19 protein-coding genes are annotated in these 16,992 nt (G+C 58.6%); 8 read left to right on the top strand and 11 right to left on the bottom strand.

Features of this window, described 5'->3' with window-relative positions; genetic code table 11:
* Nucleotides 1–71: 71 nt before the first annotated feature.
* From M5B97_RS04005 to M5B97_RS03990, 4 genes are all read right to left on the bottom strand, one after another.
* Nucleotides 72–578, bottom strand: a complete 507-nt coding sequence (locus M5B97_RS04005; RefSeq protein ID WP_123715200.1) for a universal stress protein — start codon at nucleotides 576–578, stop codon at nucleotides 72–74.
* Between the two features lie 66 nt (nucleotides 579–644).
* A complete protein-coding gene (locus M5B97_RS04000; RefSeq protein WP_123715199.1) occupies nucleotides 645–1,562 on the bottom strand; it encodes a 5'-nucleotidase in 918 nt (305 codons plus the stop codon).
* A gap of 16 nt (nucleotides 1,563–1,578) precedes the next feature.
* Nucleotides 1,579–2,541, bottom strand: a complete 963-nt coding sequence (locus M5B97_RS03995; RefSeq protein WP_248730813.1) for a putative 2-dehydropantoate 2-reductase — start codon at nucleotides 2,539–2,541, stop codon at nucleotides 1,579–1,581.
* On the bottom strand, nucleotides 2,538–2,924 hold the full coding sequence (locus tag M5B97_RS03990) for a thioredoxin (RefSeq protein ID WP_123715197.1): 387 nt from the start codon (nucleotides 2,922–2,924) through the stop codon (nucleotides 2,538–2,540). Before M5B97_RS03990 ends, M5B97_RS03995 begins: the two co-directional genes overlap by 4 nt.
* On the opposite strand from M5B97_RS03990, the gene M5B97_RS03985 reads away from it, so the two are divergent.
* Entirely contained in the window at nucleotides 2,923–3,357 is a 435-nt protein-coding gene (locus tag M5B97_RS03985) for a PilZ domain-containing protein (RefSeq protein ID WP_248730812.1), read from the top strand. The genes M5B97_RS03990 and M5B97_RS03985 overlap by 2 nt on opposite strands.
* A gap of 130 nt (nucleotides 3,358–3,487) precedes the next feature.
* Nucleotides 3,488–4,564 carry a 3-deoxy-7-phosphoheptulonate synthase gene (locus tag M5B97_RS03980; protein ID WP_123715226.1) on the top strand — a complete coding sequence of 359 codons (1,077 nt, stop codon included), beginning with the start codon at nucleotides 3,488–3,490 and terminating at the stop codon, nucleotides 4,562–4,564.
* A 61-nt stretch (nucleotides 4,565–4,625) separates the two neighbouring features.
* Here M5B97_RS03980 and M5B97_RS03975 read toward each other — a convergent pair whose 3' ends face one another.
* Complete coding sequence (locus M5B97_RS03975; protein ID WP_003189869.1) at nucleotides 4,626–4,907, bottom strand: GNAT family N-acetyltransferase; 282 nt, start codon at nucleotides 4,905–4,907, stop codon at nucleotides 4,626–4,628.
* A 610-nt stretch (nucleotides 4,908–5,517) separates the two neighbouring features.
* Here M5B97_RS03975 and oprI point away from each other — a divergent pair.
* A complete protein-coding gene (gene oprI, locus M5B97_RS03970) occupies nucleotides 5,518–5,769 on the top strand; it encodes an outer membrane lipoprotei OprI (protein ID WP_003172710.1) in 252 nt (83 codons plus the stop codon).
* 131 nt (nucleotides 5,770–5,900) lie between these two features.
* Here oprI and M5B97_RS03965 read toward each other — a convergent pair whose 3' ends face one another.
* The 3 genes from M5B97_RS03965 to M5B97_RS03955 form a co-directional block, all read right to left on the bottom strand.
* A complete protein-coding gene (locus M5B97_RS03965; RefSeq protein WP_248730811.1) occupies nucleotides 5,901–6,869 on the bottom strand; it encodes a L,D-transpeptidase family protein in 969 nt (322 codons plus the stop codon).
* 139 nt (nucleotides 6,870–7,008) lie between these two features.
* Nucleotides 7,009–7,302, bottom strand: coding sequence for a hypothetical protein (locus tag M5B97_RS03960; RefSeq protein ID WP_016972348.1), 294 nt, complete (start codon nucleotides 7,300–7,302; stop codon nucleotides 7,009–7,011).
* A 56-nt stretch (nucleotides 7,303–7,358) separates the two neighbouring features.
* Nucleotides 7,359–7,964, bottom strand: coding sequence for an arylesterase (locus M5B97_RS03955; RefSeq protein ID WP_248730810.1), 606 nt, complete (start codon nucleotides 7,962–7,964; stop codon nucleotides 7,359–7,361).
* A 10-nt stretch (nucleotides 7,965–7,974) separates the two neighbouring features.
* Here M5B97_RS03955 and M5B97_RS03950 point away from each other — a divergent pair, with 10 nt between their 5' ends.
* Entirely contained in the window at nucleotides 7,975–8,658 is a 684-nt protein-coding gene (locus M5B97_RS03950; RefSeq protein WP_248730809.1) for an ABC transporter ATP-binding protein, read from the top strand.
* Nucleotides 8,658–11,168, top strand: coding sequence for an ABC transporter permease (locus tag M5B97_RS03945; RefSeq protein WP_248730808.1), 2,511 nt, complete (start codon nucleotides 8,658–8,660; stop codon nucleotides 11,166–11,168). The genes M5B97_RS03950 and M5B97_RS03945 overlap by 1 nt, the downstream gene beginning before the upstream one ends.
* A 45-nt stretch (nucleotides 11,169–11,213) precedes the next feature.
* Here M5B97_RS03945 and greB read toward each other — a convergent pair whose 3' ends face one another.
* Both greB and M5B97_RS03935 read right to left on the bottom strand, forming a co-directional pair.
* The gene (greB, locus tag M5B97_RS03940) at nucleotides 11,214–11,687 is read right to left on the bottom strand and encodes a transcription elongation factor GreB (protein WP_248730807.1); all 474 of its coding nucleotides are present in this window, start codon (nucleotides 11,685–11,687) and stop codon (nucleotides 11,214–11,216) included.
* A 120-nt stretch (nucleotides 11,688–11,807) separates the two neighbouring features.
* Nucleotides 11,808–12,812 (bottom strand): hypothetical protein, encoded by a 1,005-nt coding sequence (locus M5B97_RS03935; protein ID WP_248730806.1) that lies wholly within the window; start codon nucleotides 12,810–12,812, stop codon nucleotides 11,808–11,810.
* A gap of 227 nt (nucleotides 12,813–13,039) precedes the next feature.
* On the opposite strand from M5B97_RS03935, the gene M5B97_RS03930 reads away from it, so the two are divergent.
* The 3 genes from M5B97_RS03930 to M5B97_RS03920 are packed head-to-tail and all read left to right on the top strand — an operon-like array spanning nucleotide 13,040 to nucleotide 16,449.
* On the top strand, nucleotides 13,040–13,966 hold the full coding sequence (locus M5B97_RS03930; RefSeq protein WP_248730805.1) for an ABC transporter ATP-binding protein: 927 nt from the start codon (nucleotides 13,040–13,042) through the stop codon (nucleotides 13,964–13,966).
* Complete coding sequence (locus M5B97_RS03925; RefSeq protein WP_248730804.1) at nucleotides 13,963–14,688, top strand: ABC transporter permease; 726 nt, start codon at nucleotides 13,963–13,965, stop codon at nucleotides 14,686–14,688. Before M5B97_RS03930 ends, M5B97_RS03925 begins: the two co-directional genes overlap by 4 nt.
* Nucleotides 14,689–14,703: 15 nt before the next feature.
* A complete protein-coding gene (locus M5B97_RS03920) occupies nucleotides 14,704–16,449 on the top strand; it encodes a Gldg family protein (RefSeq protein WP_248730803.1) in 1,746 nt (581 codons plus the stop codon).
* Between the two features lie 4 nt (nucleotides 16,450–16,453).
* Here M5B97_RS03920 and M5B97_RS03915 read toward each other — a convergent pair whose 3' ends face one another.
* Nucleotides 16,454–16,762 (bottom strand): class I SAM-dependent methyltransferase, encoded by a 309-nt coding sequence (locus tag M5B97_RS03915; protein WP_123715188.1) that lies wholly within the window; start codon nucleotides 16,760–16,762, stop codon nucleotides 16,454–16,456.
* Nucleotides 16,763–16,992: the final 230 nt, after the last annotated feature.

Here is a 16,992-nt window from a genome sequence, read left to right as displayed (position 1 = left end):
CACGGGTATCAGCGACGGTATATAACTATATTAAAGGCCGGATCGATAAATCTAGAACTTTTTATCATCTTTTACCGATCAATATCATCGCTGCGTCGACGCTGCAGCGACGGCACGAGGTAAACCGGCACTGTCGACAATTGCAGCACCCGTGCAGCGGTTCGCCCAAGGGGTGTGGCCGCCGCGGTTGCATGGCTGTGGCTACCTACGATCAACAGGTCAACGGAAAGTTTACGCAACTGGTCGAGGATCACTTCGCAGGGGTCGCCCTGAATCACTCGAACCGAATGAATCAACTCCAGGTCTTGCTCCCCTTCCCCCAACTCCTCACGAAAACTGTCCAGCACCCGTTGCTCGATGGTCGCCATTACGGTGTTCACTCCCTGGCTCTGCCACTCACTCAGGGCCTGCTCATCAAGGTAGCTCTGCAACACTGATTCGGCGAACAGTCCGATGGGCTCGACCACGTGAATCACATGCAGATCCGCATTGAACGTTCGGGCCAGTGCCAGCGCATGCTGCATTACATAAGGCGCATACAAACCGAGGTCCGTGGCGTACAGCATCGAACGAATCATAGAACCTCTTGGACGACCAGGATGGCGGAGATTGAATGAGCTTAGCAGCGCACGGGGCAGTTAGGCTCAGCTCTCGGTCTGGATTTTCAACTCATTGCTGATGCCATGGGGCACATGCCCGGTGGCTACCACCTCCCTGGCCTTCTCGCAGTGGCCGGCCTGGTCATCGAAAAACACATCGGCGGCGAACGCCTCCAGAAACGCGGCCTTTTCCAGGCCGCCAAGGAACAGCGATTCGTCGAGGCGGATGTCCCACTCACGCAACGTTCGGATCACCCGCTCATGGGACGGTGCCGAGCGCGCGGTGACCAATGCGGTGCGAATCGGGCAGGCCTCATCGGCAAACTCTCGCTGCAATAAGTTGAGAGCCGCCAGGAAACCCTTGAACGGACCACCATGCAAAGGCTCGCGCGCCGACTCCCGCTCGCTGGCCTGGAAGGCTGCCAGGCCGCCAGCCTGGTAAACGCGTTCGGACTCGTCGGAGAACAGCACCGCGTCACCGTCGAATGCGATCCGCAATTCCTCGCTCGATGCTCGACGCGCGCCGCCCGACAGAATCGTTGCCGCCGCAAACCCGGCTTCGAGGGCGCTGCGCACATCCTCTGCATGGGTCGAAAGAAACAGATGGCAACCAAAAGCAGCCAGATAAGGATAGGGACTACGCCCTCCTACGAAAGCGGCGCGGGAAATATCCAAGCCGTAATGCTGGATGGAATTGAATACCCGCAGGCCGGTATCAGCGCTGTTGCGAGACACCAGCACCACCTCAACCCGCGCGCGGCCCAAACTGGCGTTGAGGCTCAGCAGCTTTTTGACCAGCGGGAAGGCGTCGCCGGGCTCAAGGGTTTCTTCCTCATGTTCGATCTGGTACTTGCGATAAGCCTCCACGCCCTCGGCCAAGTAGACCTTGTGGCTATCGCTCAGGTCGAACAGTGCCCGCGAAGAAATCGCCAGCACCAACTTGTCGCCCAATCCTTTTGCCATGGTGTTTTCTCCCGAATCAGCGGTTGTGCCGATCTATGAAACTCAAGGCCTGGTACAGCGCCTGGATGCGTGGCAATTCGCAGCCTGCCGCCTGTGCCGCCGCCAGCGGCCGGGCGTAAATCGCCGCCAGTTCCAGCGGGCGCTTGTGCAGGTGGTCGTGGTACATGCTGGGCAGGTAGTCATCCATGGTTTCGGTCATCGCAAACATCTGGTCGGCGTAACTGGCCGCAATGTCATGACCGCAAGCACGGGCGCCCTGCACCACTTCGGCCATCAAGGCCTGGATCAATTCGCGGCTGGATGGATCGGCCATCATCGCCGTGGTGCCGGTGCCCAACAACACGGAAAGACCGTTATAGGGAATATTCCACACCAGTTTATGCCAGCGCGCCTGGTGCACGTCGGCCATGGCCTGGGACTCGATACCGGCCTGATGGAACAGCCCGGCGCCCTCTTCGACGATGGCTCTTTGGCCAGCTTCATCGTCGGCTGCGCTGCCACTGTGATAACCCAGGTTGACTCGCCCCAACGCCTGATGCTCGACGACGCCAGGGCCGGAGCGATGCACACCGATATAGCACAGGCCGCCAAGCAGGTGCAGCGACGGCGGCAGGTGCTCGCGCAAACTGTCTTCGACATCGAGACCATTTTGCAGCAGCACAATCCTGGCATCCGGCGCCGCAACCTGGGCGAGCGTCGGCGCCAAGTCCACATTGCCCGTGGACTTGGTGCCCACCAGCAACCAATCGCACGCAGGCATATCTGCAGCACGGGCATAGGCCTGGACGGGATGCAGGTGCAATTTGCCATGCACCTTGCTGTTGAGGTGCAGGCCATGCTCGCTGACGGCGGCGTATTCACTGCGCAGCAAGAAATGCACATCGAAGCCGGCACGCGCCAGCATCAGGCCGTAGAACCCACCGATAGCGCCGGTGCCGATGATGCCGATACGGGGTGAACGGTGTGCAACTGCTGTCATGGCAAATCCTCTGGAGTGCGGGTAAGCGCTTGTTGTACTGCATCGCAAACGTCATTACGCGTAATACGCGTCTGTATCTGCCCCAGGAATTGACCCTCGCACACCACGAATAACGCGGGCAAATGAAAGATCTGATAGCGCTCGACGGCGCCGCCGTTGTGCGCGGCGTCCACCCAACACACGCGGTCCACCGGTAAGTGCCAACCCGGCAATTGCTGACGTGCCCAGCGACAACTGGAACACCCGACGCTGGTAAACACCACCAGTGAAATTCCCGGCAAGCCCAGCAATTGCTGGTCAATATCCAGGTCGGTCAATTCCAGTTCCTTCACTATACTGCTGCCACTGCCGTCAACGGGACGGCGCTCGGAGTCCGTGTACATGGGTCGTTTTTTACCTCACCCTGATGATGTCGCTGTCGAGTTGATCCAACGTCCCTCTCCTGCCATGTCCCGTTCGCGCCTGCACACTATCGGCCTGGGCGGTGTTGCCTGCAATTGTCCGCGCGCCTGGCGCCAGGGCACAGCGGTTGATTTGCGGATTCCGTCCCTGGGTGCGAACGCCCGCTATCCAGGCTACGTGGCGTGGTGCCGTAAAGTCGAAAATAGTTACCGTATCGGTATCTCGTTTACCGATGAGCACGCCTTGTTCAGTGCACGGATGGGCGAACAAGTGTGCCAGATCGAGCGCTATTGCCGCTTGCACGAAGACGCCGAGCCGACATCTGCGCAACACGAAGCCATGGCCCTCGACTGGGTTTCACGCCATGCCGTCGAATTCTCCCATGAGGCTTTTGTGCAGCCGGTGCTGGATTAAAGCGGGATTTGCCCATTGTCGCGGGCCGGTGATACGCGCTAAGGTTCCTTCCCCCTGCATTCAAATCATGCTGTGCTCCGCCGCACGGGGATGGCTGGCGGCCGGCACCGTGACCCTGACGAGTAACACGATGGCTGATTTACCGATCAACGACCTTAACGTCGAATCCAACGAGACCCTGATCACGCCTGATCAGCTCAAACGCGAAATCCCCCTGAGCGACGCTGCCCTGCAGACCGTCACCAAGGGCCGCGAAGTCATCCGTGACATTCTCGACGGTACCGACCACCGCCTCTTCGTGGTGATCGGCCCGTGCTCGATCCACGATCTCAAGGCTGCCCACGAATACGCCGAGCGCCTCAAAGTGCTCGCGGCGGAAGTGTCCGACACCTTGTATCTGGTGATGCGAGTCTATTTCGAGAAGCCGCGCACCACCGTCGGCTGGAAAGGCTTGATCAACGACCCTTACCTGGATGACTCGTTCAAGATCCAGGACGGCTTGCACATCGGTCGCCAGTTGCTGCTGGACCTGGCTGAAATGGGCCTGCCCACTGCCACCGAAGCCCTCGACCCGATCTCGCCGCAATACTTGCAGGACCTGATCAGCTGGTCGGCCATCGGCGCGCGTACCACCGAGTCCCAGACCCACCGCGAAATGGCGTCCGGCCTTTCCTCGGCCGTGGGCTTCAAGAACGGCACCGACGGCGGCCTGACGGTCGCGATCAACGCGCTGCAGTCGGTCTCCAGCCCCCACCGTTTCCTGGGCATCAACCAGGAAGGTGGCGTGTCCATCGTCACCACCAAGGGCAACGCCTACGGTCACGTGGTACTGCGCGGCGGCAACGGCAAACCCAACTATGACTCGGTCAGCGTCGCCCTGTGCGAACAGGCGCTGAACAAGGCCGGGATCAAGCCGAACATCATGGTCGACTGCAGCCACGCCAACTCCAACAAGGACCCGGCCCTGCAGCCGCTGGTGATGGAAAACGTTGCCAACCAGATTCTTGAAGGCAACCAGTCGATCATCGGCCTGATGGTCGAAAGCCACCTGAACTGGGGTTGCCAGGCGATTCCAAAAGACCTCGCCGACCTGCAGTACGGCGTGTCGATCACCGATGCCTGCATCGACTGGTCCGCCACCGAAACCACCTTGCGCAGCATGCGCGCCAAGCTCAAGGACGTATTGCCCAACCGCAAGCGCACCTGAGCATGACGCACACAAAAACGCCGGGCTAAGCCCGGCGTTTTTCATGGTGCGGTTTTATAGTTCACAGCTTTGCGGCATGGCGCTGGTGGCGCTCCATGTAGCGCTCTACGTAAGAGCACGAAGGGATCACCGTGTAGCCGGCCTCTTCGGCGAACTTCAACGCCTCTTCGGTCAACGCAGCAGCGATGCCCCGCCCCCGCAGCGCGTTGGGCACGAAGGTGCGATAGATATCCAGGGTCTGCTTCCCGAGGTCCATATAGGTCAGATAGGCACGATGACCGTCCACATTGGTCTCGAACTGATGACCAGCCTGGTCATGGTGGATGGACAACGCCTCGCTCATCACTACTCCTCGCGGGTCTGGAATTGCGACCCTACCTTACCGATGTTTTTCCGGCGAAGGAACATCTACGCCACCCCGTGCCGGTTTCGACAGCGAGAAAACCCATAGCGCTCACAACCAGCACGTAGGGAGATAGTAGGCACCAATCCTGCAATTGCTCAAGGCGCACACGTCATCCCCGCGGCGGTGGATATAGAAAGGGCCTCGATCAACCAATGATCGAAAGCCTGAACATTGCCGGCAGTTGAAGCTTGAGACGAACAGGCGCTCTTAAAGTCACCTCTAGATGCGCAAAAGATATCCGGCAGGTTAAAGGCAACCTGTACAAAAGTGTCACCGTGGATATATATATTTTCATCTGTTCAACCGGCTTAGCACATGCGGGCCGTAGCTTTCAGCCTGGATCCAATCTCAATCACGATGAAGAGAACTGGATAGTTTTTATGCAGATTTCAAAAAGGTTAGCCAAAATAGATGCAGCTCAAGATTTTTTTTTGCTTCTTGCGCTACGTCAGTTTACTTACTACAAGTAATGGGTAGTATGTACGCCGGCTATCAGCTCACTCTGAGAACGTAGCCATTTAATAGAAAGTCCTTGAAGGGGAACACGATGAACAACGTTCTGAAATTCTCTGCTCTGGCTCTGGCCGCAGTTCTGGCTACCGGTTGCAGCAGCGTCTCCAAAGAAACCGAAGCTCGTCTGACTGCTACTGAAGACGCAGCAGCTCGCTCCCAGGCTCGTGCAGACGAAGCCTACCGTAAAGCTGATGAAGCTCTGGCTGCTGCTCAAAAAGCACAACAGACTGCTGACGAAGCTAACGAGCGCGCTCTGCGCATGCTTGAAAAAGCAAGCCGCAAGTAATAATCCTTCGGGGTTGTTATCAAGCCGACCCATTCTTGGGTCGGCTTTTTTATTGCCTGGAATTCGGTCCGCAATCCCAGACAATAAAAAGCCCGCCACGACGCAAGGGCCGTGGCGGGCTGCCGAGAGGCTTACTGCTGTAAATCAACCGGTGCGCTGGAGGCAACCGGCGCGGTGCCAGGTACGCCGATTTCAGTTGGCAGGCCATCTTCAGCAGCGACCACATCCCGCACTTGATCCCAGTTGACCCGCAGGTTGTTGGCCAAGTCTTCGCGCTTGAGCAAGGCGTTGATGACCGCAGTATGTTTGTCGACCACCGAAGGCGTGCCATCGTCGTTCAGCGGTGTATGCGCTTCGAGGTAGACCTTGCCGCCGCTGCTGCCGAACTTGTAGGCATCGTTGATGATGCGCACCGAGGTACCTACCGGCACCATGCTGGCCATTTCCAATACGTTGTTGTTGAACATGCGGAAGCAGCCATGGCTTGTACGCGTGCCGATACCAAATTTCATGTTCGAGCCGTGAATCAGATAGCCCGGCGTGCCCAGGGTAAACTTGAACGGACCCAGCGGGTTATCCGGCCCGGCGGGCACCACGTTGGGCAGTGGATCACCATTGGCGGCGTGTTCAGCCTTGATTGAGGCGGGAGGTGTCCAGGTCGGGTTCGGCGTCTTGGCGATGATGCTGGTATGGGCGATCGGCGAGCCCCAGCCTTCACGGCCAATCCCCAGTGGAAAGGTGTAGACAACGTTCTGCCCTTTGGGGAAGTAGTAGAGCCGGTACTCCGCCAGATTGATCACGATGCCTTCACGAGGGCCGGGCGGCAGGATGAACCGCGTAGGCAGCACAATCTCGGTGCCCGCGCCAGGTAACCAGGCATCCACGCCCGGGTTGGCCGCGACCATTTCCGAATAGCCCAGGTCATAGGTAGTACCCAGGTCGGCAAAGGTATCTTCGTATTTGGCCTTGATGACCTGGACCTGACCAACGATGTCCTCACCGGGCGGTGGCAAGGGCAACTGCAAGGCTGCCGACGGCCCCGCCGCACATAGAGCAGCGAGAGACAGGCAGCAGGTGACGACGGAAAGGCGCGACAACATCCGGAAAATCCTTCGCAGAACGACGGGTAGGTTAAAAGCGGACCACAAGCCTCAAGCTTTCAGCCATAAGCTTACAGCTTAAAACCCACAGCTTGAAGCTTATAGCTTGAAGCTTGAAGCTTGAAGCTTGAAGCTGCTTCTATAACTCAAATCGCAACTCCGGCCAGATCGGCGGCGTGCCGCGCTTTTGCGATTCGAGAATGGCGCGGCACAGGGGGCACAGACGCTGATCCTGAAAAATCGAGCGGTCCACCGATGACCAGCGCGGTTGTGCCGGCAACAGCGTGCCGCACAGTGTGCGATCAATCGAGCCGCCCAACTCCAGCTGGCGCGCCACCAGATGCACCCTGACTTCCTGGCAGGCGAACAGATCCAGCTGCTCGTCCGGCTCGATCAGTTGGTAATTAAACAGGGACCAGGCAGGACGCGACATCGAGGGCTCCAAATCGGGGGCGCCACCTTAGCCGAAAGCCTGCCGGTAGAAAAGCGTCATAACAGCGGTTTTAGCGTCGGCCAGACATTTTCCAGCAATTTGCCCTGGGCACCGACCGCCGGGTGAAGTTGATCCGCCTGCATCAGCTCAGGATGCCCCCCCACACCGTCGAGAAAAAACGGCACCAACGGGATCTTTTTCTCCTTGGCCAACACGCCGTACACCTCAGCGAATGCCGTGGTGTAACGCGGGCCGTAATTGGGCGGTAATTGCATCCCTAACAACAGCACCTTGGCACCACCGGCTTTGGACTGGTCGATCATCGATGCAAGATTTTGTTTCAATTGCGCTGGAGGCTGGCCACGCAAGCCGTCATTACCACCCAGCTCGATGACCACTACATCCGGCTTATGCTCTGCAAGCGCCGCCGGCAGCCGTGCCAGGCCTCCTGCACTGGTGTCGCCGCTGATGGAGGCATTGACCACTTTATCGTCAAAACCTTCCTGCTTGAGCCGTTGCTCCAGCAACGCGACCCATCCTTTGCTGGTATCCAGGCCGAAACCGGCACTGATACTATCGCCGACGATCAGGACTGTACCCGCCGCTGCGTTCTGGGCCATGCATATCAAGGCCAGGCCAGCACTCAAAAACCACATTCGCATCGGATTCTCCATGGGCGCAAGCATTCTCACCGCGCGGAACCTTAGCAAAGTGGTTCCCAGCGCGGAAGGTGAACTGACTATCCTGCACGAACTGAGCCTGGAACTGAACAAAGGTGACAGCCTGGCTATCGTCGGCAGTTCCGGCTCCGGCAAATCCACCCTCCTCGGCCTGCTCGCCGGCCTCGATCTGCCAAGCAGCGGCGAAGTCACCCTGGCCGGCCAGGCATTGAGTCTGCTCGATGAAGACCAGCGTGCGCGCATCCGTGCCGAGCATGTGGGCTTTGTGTTCCAGTCCTTCCAACTGCTCGACAGCCTCAACGCGCTGGAAAACGTCATGCTGCCGCTGGAACTGGACGGCCGCAAGGACGCCCGCGAGCGCGCCACGCACCTGCTGGAACGCGTCGGCCTGGGCCAGCGTCTGACCCACTCGCCACGCCAGCTTTCCGGTGGCGAACAGCAGCGGGTGGCCATCGCACGCGCCTTCGCGGCCGAACCCGACGTGCTGTTTGCCGATGAGCCCACCGGCAACCTCGACAGTCACACCGGCGAGCGCATCAGTGACTTGCTGTTCGAACTCAACAAAGAGAGCGGCACGACCCTGGTGCTGGTCACTCACGATGAACGCCTGGCTCACCGTTGCCGGCGTTTGATTCGCCTCGAAGCCGGCCTGATGGTCGCGCCCCTGGAGCCTTGATGGCACGTTTGCCGCTATTGCGCCTGTTCAGCCTTGCCATGCGTCAACTGCTGCGCGATGCCCGCGCCGGCGAATTGCGTGTGCTGTTCTTCGCCCTGCTGGTGGCCGTCACCGCCAGCACTGCCATCGGCTACTTCGGTGCACGCCTCAACGGCGCCATGTTGTTGCGCGCCACTGAGTTTCTCGGTGCCGACCTGGTACTCGAAGGCAGCTCGCCGGCCCGCCCCGAGCAAATACAGACCGGGACCGAATTGGGCCTGGATCACGCACGCATCGTGGAGTTCTCCAGCGTTATCGCCACGGATAACGGTATCCAGCTCTCGAGCATCAAGGCGGTCAACGAGCAATACCCGCTGCGCGGCGAACTTAAAAGTACAGCAGAGCCCTTCGGGGTCGAAACAGCCGGAGGCGGCCCGAAGCCCGGCGAAGCCTGGGTGGAGGCACGGCTGCTGACAGCGCTGGATTTGAAGGTTGGCGACAACATCGATGTCGGCCTGAAGACCCTGCACCTGACGCGCATACTGACCTATGAGCCCGACCGTGCCGGCAACTTCTACAGCCTCACGCCCCGGGTGATGATCAACCTGGCGGACCTGGATGCTACCGGCGTGGTCCAGCCCGGCAGCCGCGTCAGTTACCGCGAACTGTGGCGCGCGCCCCAAGGCAGTACGGCGCTGCAAACCTATCGTGACCTGGTCAAGCCGGGTCTCGCCGCCAACCAGCGCCTGCAGGATTCACGCGACGGCAATCAGCAGATCGGCGGTGCCCTGGGCAAGGCCGAGCGCTACCTGAACATGGCCAGCCTGGTGGCGGTGCTGCTGGCCGGCGTAGCGGTGGCATTGTCGGCCAATCGCTTTGCCAGCCGACGCTTCGATGCCAGTGCACTGTTGCGCTGCCTGGGCCTCTCAAGGCGCGAAGCGATGCTGCTGTTCAGCCTGCAACTGAGTGTATTGGGGTTGCTGGCCAGCCTGACCGGCGCCCTGCTCGGCTGGCTGGCGCAGTTTGGCTTGTTCTATTTCCTGCACGACCTGCTGCCGGCGGACGTGCCGCCCGGTGGGTTGCTACCTGCGGCCGCGGGTATTGGCACCGGGCTGGTGGCCCTCGCCGGCTTCGCCCTGCCGCCGTTGGCGGCCCTGGGCCGCGTTCCACCGCTACGAGTATTACGCCGCGACCTGCTACCTATTCCGTCCAGCACCTGGATGGTCTACGGCGCAGCGTTGTTCGCGCTCGGCCTGATCATGTGGCGCCTGAGCCTTGACCTGGTGCTGACCTTTGCGTTGCTGGGCGGTGGCGTAGTGGCGGCGCTGATCCTCGGCGGCTTGCTTCTACTGCTGCTGCAAAGCCTGCGCCGGTTGTTGGCGCGTGCCTCGCTGCCTTGGCGCCTGGGCCTTGGCCAATTGCTGCGTCATCCATTGGCGGCGGCAGGCCAGTCACTGGCCTTTGGCTTGATCCTGTTATCCATGGGGCTGATCGCCCTGCTGCGGGGCGAATTGCTCGACACCTGGCAGAACCAGTTGCCCAAGGATGCCCCCAACTATTTCGCGCTGAACATCCTGCCGGCCGACAAAGACGCCTTTGGCGAGCGGCTGCTGCAGGTGCAGGCTCAATCCGCGCCGTTATATCCGGTGGTGCCAGGCCGGCTGATCAGCATCAATGGCGAACCGGTGCAGCAGATTGTCAGCAAGGACTCCAGCGGCGACCGTGCAATACAGCGCGACTTGAGCCTGACCTGGGCCGCCGATTTGCCACCTGGCAATGTCCTGACCGCAGGCTCCTGGTGGTCGTCGCAACCGAGCGATGACGTCCCCGGGGTGTCGGTAGAAGCCAAAGTTGCCGAAAGCCTCAAGCTCAAGCTCAACGATCACCTGGTGTTCACGGTAGGCGGCGAAAATCGCGAGGCCCAGGTGACCAGCCTGCGCACGATCAACTGGGATAATTTCCAACCCAACTTCTTCATGATCTTCCAGCCGGGCACATTGAAGGACCTGCCCGCGACCTACTTGACCAGCTTTTATCTCGCGCCGGGGCACGACCAACAGATCGTTGACCTGTCCAGGGCCTTCCCGGCCGTGACCATCCTGCAGGTCGAGGCGCTGCTGGAGCAGTTGCGCAGCATCCTCGCCCAAGTGACCCTGGCGGTGGAGTATGTCCTGCTGTTTGTGCTGGCGGCAGGGATGGCCGTGCTGTTCTCCGGCTTGCAGGCCACGCTGGATGAGCGAATTCGCCAAGGTGCGCTGCTGCGTGCGCTAGGTGCCGAACGTACGTTGCTGGTCAAAGCACGGCGCATTGAGTTCGGCCTACTGGGTGCGGTCAGTGGCCTGCTGGCCGCACTCGGCACAGAGCTGGTGACCTGGGTGCTGTATCGCTATGCTTTCGACCTTGCCTGGCACCCTCATCCGTGGTTGTTGCTGTTGCCGGTGATAGGCGCCGTGCTCATTGCTGGCGCCGGGGTATTCGGTACGCGCCGCGCCTTGAATACCAGCCCGCTGACCGTACTGCGCGAAAGCTGAAACGCAGATGGCCTGCCCCCGACCCAGGGCGCAGGCCATCATTGTCTACTTCACATATTCGATCTTGGTGATCCACCAGCACACCTCACCGTTTGGGGTCTGCACAATCGCCTCATCGTCCACTTCCTTGCGCAGCAGCGCGCGTGCCATGGGCGAGTCGATGGAGATGTAATCCATGCGGTCGTAGATCTCGTCATAACCCACGATTCGAAAGCGCTTGGTCTCACCCTGTTCGTTTTCGATATCCACCCATGCACCGAAAAACACCTTCCCCTCCTGCTCGGGCATGTACTCCACCACGCGCATGTCTTCCAGGCGTTTGCGCAGGTAGCGCACCCGCCGGTCGATTTCACGCAGCAGCTTCTTGTTGTACTGGTAGTCCGCGTTTTCGCTGCGGTCTCCGAGGGAAGCGGCCCATGTCACCTTGCGAGTGGTATCCGGGCGCTTCTCACGCCACAGATAGTCCAGCTCCTTCTTCAGCGCTTCATGACCTTCTTTGGTAATCAGCTTGGTACTCAAACCCTTGCATCCCCAGACAATGTCCAATGGTGCCGATACGTCACGGCATCATGCCCTGGCGTCGGCTGGCTGGAGCTGATGATAAATGAACCCTGCAAAGTAGCCAGAGCGGCGGGCGGATCAATTCATCTCTGTCGCCTCCAGGACCTGGTCCAATTCAAGCAGCGTGGTGTGCAGGCGCTGCCGCATGGCTGCTAGCTGCGACATCATCAGCGTCAGCTTTTCGGCTTTTCGGCCAACACCCAACGCCTCTTCCTGCAGGTGCCTGTGGCGCTGCTCCACCTCGCGGTTTTTCTCATCCAGCTGGCCCTGCTGATGCTGCAGGCGAACTTGCCACTGTTCAAGCATCTCTTCTCGCTCGATGGCCGCGTGCTTTTTTTGCGTCAGCTCTTGGGCGACGCGGGCAAGATTAGCCAGTGTGCTGTCCACCTCAAGCAACGTAGCGTGCTCCTGATGGGCTGGCCGTTTCGCAGGCGCAGCCTCGCTCGTTTCAAACTCAACCGGCTGTGCACCCGGCCCGGCCGGCACGAATGTCTCGGGTACCGCGACCACCGAATGCGAAGGGTCTTCAGCGGTGTATTTATCCGGCAACTGAGTGGCGGTCTTCGGAGGGCTCATCTCCTTCGGCGATGCAACCATTTGTGACGAAAAGCGAATGTTCGGCACGATGACGGTATTACTTTCAATCGCGGGCAATGCGGGCGCGGACATGCCTAAGGTAATCACCTTCATCACCAGCGCCTTCTTGATAATGACCGAGTGATGATCCTCCGGCCTGGCAGGCGGCAACCTGCAACCTTTCAAATCGACAAAATGAAAGGGCGTCTGGGCTTCACCGGCGCCACTTGTCTTTGCGCCAGATGCGGCCATGAGGATCTGCTTGAAGACCTGCATCGCCACTTGCAGATCTTCCTTGGAGTCCACTCCGCCCAGGAAATACCGTTCGAGTTTTTTACGCAATGCAGCGATATAAACCCTTGAGTGACCGGGTTCGGCCTCTTCATCCAGGCTATATACAAGAAAGTTTGATTCGATCTGGGCGACAGCAAACCCACAGAGCAGTGCACCGTTGACGGGCGCCTCTTCGCCACTGCGTTCAAGAACAAGGGTACGTAGAAGCATCATGACAATCAGACCTCATCACAAAAAAGAAAACTTTATATAAACATCAGATAAACATCCGAGCATTAACAAACCCTCAAGCAAAACAATTGTTTCAGTGAGTTATCAAACCGGGCGTAGGAGTTGTCTTATTAATCCAACCGCGCGTTCCCAAGCGCAACCATTGAACGTACCCTTTTTAAAGCCCCAATCGCTATTCATACACCCTGCCAAACTTATTCGGTAAACCCATGATCGAGATAAGCAACCTGACGAAAAAACTTGGCAGAAAAAATGTCATCACCCAACTTTCATTCTGCGTCCAGTGCGGGGAATGCGTTGGTCTTTTGGGAGAGCGAAGCTCCGGTAAAACAACGCTGCTGAATTTGATCGCGGGTGTGCTAAAACCGACCTCCGGGTACATCAATATCCAGGGCTTAAACACCCAGACCCATTCCATCCAGACGAAGAACGCCATTGGCTATCAACTCCACGACGTTCCCAGTCACACAGTGATGACCGTCAAAAGCCTACTGAACTTTATTGCCGCCGTTCGGGGATTCAGCGGTGCCGAAAAAAGCAGAAGAGTCAATCAAGTCGTTACGCGCCTGGAACTGTTGTCCGTGTCCAACTACCCGATCGATACGCTCCCCCTCGGCATAAAGCGCAAAGTTGCCATCGCCCAAGCCATTGTGCATTCGCCCGACCTGCTTTTACTGGACGAACCATTGGAGGATCTTGCCCCTGATGAGTGGCTCAAGCTCAAGACGCTTATCCAGTCCCTGAGCGAGGAAATGACGCTCATCATCGCCTCCCGTCATGGCGACGCACTGTCTGATCTCTGTAGCCGGGCGTTGGTTATCGCGGGAGGTCGCCTGAAGGCCGATACGGCGTTGATGGATTTGCAGCGTAGCTCAAGACACTACCAAGCCGTGACCCTCGCCGCCGATACGCCCGTGGATTTACTGGCCCTTGCCGTATTACCTGGCGTCGCCGGCATCGAAGAAGACCGGCATGCACCCGGCACCGTGACGGTTCTGGCCATGCCTGGCCACTCCATTTTTCCCTCCATCAATGCGCTCATCACCCACCGCGGCTGGAAGGTCACGTCCATGCACCTGGAACCAGGACGCTTGAACGACGTGATTCACCATCTCAGCCAAGAGGTTTCCCCTTGAAACTGCTAACCGTCATTTTCAAACGCCAGCTCGCCAGTTATGCCTCCTCACCCGGTACTTATTTGAGCGTGGCGGTGTTCCTGGCGCTGTGTGCCACGCTGGGATTGCACGCTCAGCAATGGATGGAGCGAAACAGCAGCGACTTGCAGGCCTTCTTCGAGTTTCACCCTTGGCTGTATCTTCTGCTGATTCCCACGCTATCGACGCAGTTATGGTCGGATGAACACAGTGCGAGCTTTTCCAACATGATGAAAACCTTGCCTGTCACCTCGGCGGAACGCGTTATCGGAAAGTTCATGGCGGCATGGGTCGTGTGCGGCCTTGCCGTGCTTTTAAACTTCCCGATAGTGATCGCCGCCAACTATCTCGGCACAGCCGATAACGGCGTAATCGCTTCACAGTTTTTCGCCAGCTGGTTACTGGCAGGCAGTTATCTGGCCGTTGGTTGTTTTGTATGTGCACTGACTCACCAGCGCATTGTGATTTTCTTATTGACACTGGGCCTGCTACTGACGATCAGCGGTGTTTCATCCGTTCTGGATGCGCTTGAACATCAAACCCCGATATGGGTGATCGACAGTTTGATATCGCTCAATCCCATCTTGCGTTTCAGTACGATGGACAGCGGAAAACTGACACTTCATGACGTTTTTTACTTCACCAGCATCATCTTTGCTTTTCTTGCAGCGACGACCGTCACACTCAACTACAAAAACCGCTGAGAAGGAAAGCCACTGATGCGATCCGCTCTTCGTACCGGTATGACACTCATGGTTATATCGCTGTTGTTTCTCGCCTTTAATCTGGTCTGGATAAAAAAGCTACCTGACATTCGCTGGGATTTTTCACAGGAGAAGAAACACACTTTATTACCGGCCACGCGGCATTTTCTTACAACACTCGAAGGCCCGCTGGACTTGTATTACTTCAACTCAATCAATGATCCCAAGAAAAACCAGCTATTGAAACGCTATGGTCAACGGGTGGAGGACCTGCTCAAGGAGTTTGAAAAAGCAGCCAGGGGCTTGATCAACCTGCACGTTATCGACCCAACTCCATTTTCCGAAGAAGCCTACAAGGCCAGTTTATTCGGACTGGATGATACGCAAGGATTCCTGGGGCTCATCGGCACACGTGCCGGTCAGAGCACACGGCGCATCGAAGCGTTCAACCCGGACCACGCCCCCTTGCTTGAGTACGAAATCAGCCATCTGATCCTTGAACTGATGCAGCCTGAGCGTCCGACTGTCGGCCTGCTGTCAGGGCTCGCGTCAAGTGCTTCCACGGGAGAACTCCTGGCACACATGCGTGGGCAGTTCAATCTGGTGGAACTGAGCAACAACATCGCCCAGGTACCGTCATCGATCGGTACGTTGATGGTTGTGCATCCGCGCACCCTGCCTGAACGCGCTTTGTATGCGATTGAGCAGCACGTATTGAAGGGTGGCAAGTTGATGATCTTCATCGATCCAGTGAGCGAAATGGAAACGAATGCCGCTTCGCCAGCCTCCAGGCTAGAGGGGCTGCTGGCGGCTTGGGGCATACAGATGCCAACGGACAAGCTATTGGTGGATGACCTCTATGCCACATCGGCTACCCCCGGCCCCGCAAGTCCAACGGTGTTGCACCCGGCCAGGCTGGAGCTGCCACGACAGGCCATGAGCGCCACCGATATCAGCAGTTGGAAACTGAGTTCAGTGATCGTGTCGAGCAGCGGTGCACTTTTCCGCCCCCAGAAAAGCCGCATGACATTCACGCCGCTGCTGCAGAGCTCGCGGCAATCGGTGCTGCTCGACGCAGGGCATTTCGCTTTCGCGACGACGTTCGACTCACTCACCGATGAAGCCACCGCGCCCAGGCAGGCACACGTGATTGCTGCTCGCCTTGAAGGCCCCGCCTTCTCGGTGTTCCCCGAGGGCCTTGACGGGCAGCCGCCCGGTTTGCAGAAGGCTGCACAGATCCAGGTGGTGGTGGTCGCCGACACGGATATGCTCGCAGACACCGTCATCCGTTCGGCCCCCAACAGCAACGTGCAGTTCGTCTTGAATACGTTGGATAACCTGGCCGCTCCCCCAGCGCTTGCGGACATTCGACCACGCGCCATAAACAGTCAGCCCCTGCATACGCTCGAACACTTGCGCGACATGGCGGCACAGGCATATCGGGAAAGCGCGCGCGAGCTGGAACGACGCCTTGAGCGCACTGAACAAGAATGGCGACGTTTGAGCCCACAGAACGGGGGGCTTGGTGCTCAGGCCGTGGGTGCCAATGCTACGTTACAAGCGCTCAACAAGGAGCGCCTGCGACTCCCCATGGAACTGAACGCACTGAAGGTCAATGCTTACGCGCCTGTGCGTCAGTTCGAACACGGCCTGAAGCTGCTGCTGATTGCGACCGTGCCGCTGCTGTTATGCCTGGTCGCCTGGGTGCTTGCTCTTTACCTGCGCCGACGCCGGTCGCTCTCTTGCGCAGCTTGTCGCTGAGCACTCAGCGGCGGGTAATCAGGCCCTGGCGGGCAATACGCGTGAGTTGGCGGATCACTTCATCGGCATCGCTGGCGCTGGGCGCCTGTATCACCGCGAGGTCGAAACTGTTGCTGGCAAAGCGGGCCAGGGAATCGCCATCTTCAACAAACTGAATCAGAAACGCCGAAGGCCGCCCGGTGCGACGAGGCCAGCCGTCAAGGTAACGCAACAGCGTCGGCTGGTGCTTGCCGCCAAGAAGGATCTTTGGATTGCGTTGAGTCAGGCCCGCAGTGATCGGGGCCAGGCGAATCAGGGGGTGTAGTGCATTCATCGTGTCGTGGTCTCTGCCTCAAAAGTCTGCGGGCAGGTGAGAGGCAACACCGAACCAGCGCTTTAGCGGTATTTCGAAGTGTGCTCTGCATGGGAGAACGTACTTCTGTCGGGCTGCATCGAGTCCCAGTGGCGCCCCGCAATTAGCTGTTTAAATCGGCGCATGGACGGCATCCTAGAGAAGCCAGCAGGCCAGTGTCAAGAATCCCGGGCAACGAAAAAGCCCGCCTA

It is taken from the genome of Pseudomonas sp. MWU13-2517, assembly GCF_023242545.1.
Classification (GTDB): Bacteria; Pseudomonadota; Gammaproteobacteria; order Pseudomonadales; family Pseudomonadaceae; genus Aquipseudomonas.
The sequence above is the reverse complement of the archived record's forward strand: the minus strand, read 5'-3'. Positions and strand labels throughout refer to the sequence as shown.

Excerpts from the sequence above, each read along its gene's own strand:
- M5B97_RS03915 (WP_123715188.1), bottom strand. The coding sequence starts at position 16,762 with ATGAATGCACTACACCCCCTGATTCGCCTGGCCCCGATCACTGCGGGC.
- M5B97_RS03930 (WP_248730805.1), top strand. The coding sequence starts at position 13,040 with ATGATCGAGATAAGCAACCTGACGAAAAAACTTGGCAGAAAAAATGTC.
- M5B97_RS03980 (WP_123715226.1), top strand. The coding sequence starts at position 3,488 with ATGGCTGATTTACCGATCAACGACCTTAACGTCGAATCCAACGAGACC.
- M5B97_RS03945 (WP_248730808.1), top strand. The coding sequence starts at position 8,658 with ATGGCACGTTTGCCGCTATTGCGCCTGTTCAGCCTTGCCATGCGTCAA.
- M5B97_RS03935 (WP_248730806.1), bottom strand. The coding sequence starts at position 12,812 with ATGATGCTTCTACGTACCCTTGTTCTTGAACGCAGTGGCGAAGAGGCG.
- M5B97_RS03985 (WP_248730812.1), top strand. The coding sequence starts at position 2,923 with ATGGGTCGTTTTTTACCTCACCCTGATGATGTCGCTGTCGAGTTGATC.
- M5B97_RS03990 (WP_123715197.1), bottom strand. The coding sequence starts at position 2,924 with ATGTACACGGACTCCGAGCGCCGTCCCGTTGACGGCAGTGGCAGCAGT.
- M5B97_RS03965 (WP_248730811.1), bottom strand. The coding sequence starts at position 6,869 with ATGTTGTCGCGCCTTTCCGTCGTCACCTGCTGCCTGTCTCTCGCTGCT.
- oprI (WP_003172710.1), top strand. The coding sequence starts at position 5,518 with ATGAACAACGTTCTGAAATTCTCTGCTCTGGCTCTGGCCGCAGTTCTG.
- M5B97_RS03960 (WP_016972348.1), bottom strand. The coding sequence starts at position 7,302 with ATGTCGCGTCCTGCCTGGTCCCTGTTTAATTACCAACTGATCGAGCCG.
- M5B97_RS03920 (WP_248730803.1), top strand. The coding sequence starts at position 14,704 with ATGCGATCCGCTCTTCGTACCGGTATGACACTCATGGTTATATCGCTG.
- M5B97_RS03995 (WP_248730813.1), bottom strand. The coding sequence starts at position 2,541 with ATGACAGCAGTTGCACACCGTTCACCCCGTATCGGCATCATCGGCACC.
- M5B97_RS04005 (WP_123715200.1), bottom strand. The coding sequence starts at position 578 with ATGATTCGTTCGATGCTGTACGCCACGGACCTCGGTTTGTATGCGCCT.
- M5B97_RS03950 (WP_248730809.1), top strand. The coding sequence starts at position 7,975 with ATGGGCGCAAGCATTCTCACCGCGCGGAACCTTAGCAAAGTGGTTCCC.
- M5B97_RS03955 (WP_248730810.1), bottom strand. The coding sequence starts at position 7,964 with ATGCGAATGTGGTTTTTGAGTGCTGGCCTGGCCTTGATATGCATGGCC.
- M5B97_RS03975 (WP_003189869.1), bottom strand. The coding sequence starts at position 4,907 with ATGAGCGAGGCGTTGTCCATCCACCATGACCAGGCTGGTCATCAGTTC.
- M5B97_RS04000 (WP_123715199.1), bottom strand. The coding sequence starts at position 1,562 with ATGGCAAAAGGATTGGGCGACAAGTTGGTGCTGGCGATTTCTTCGCGG.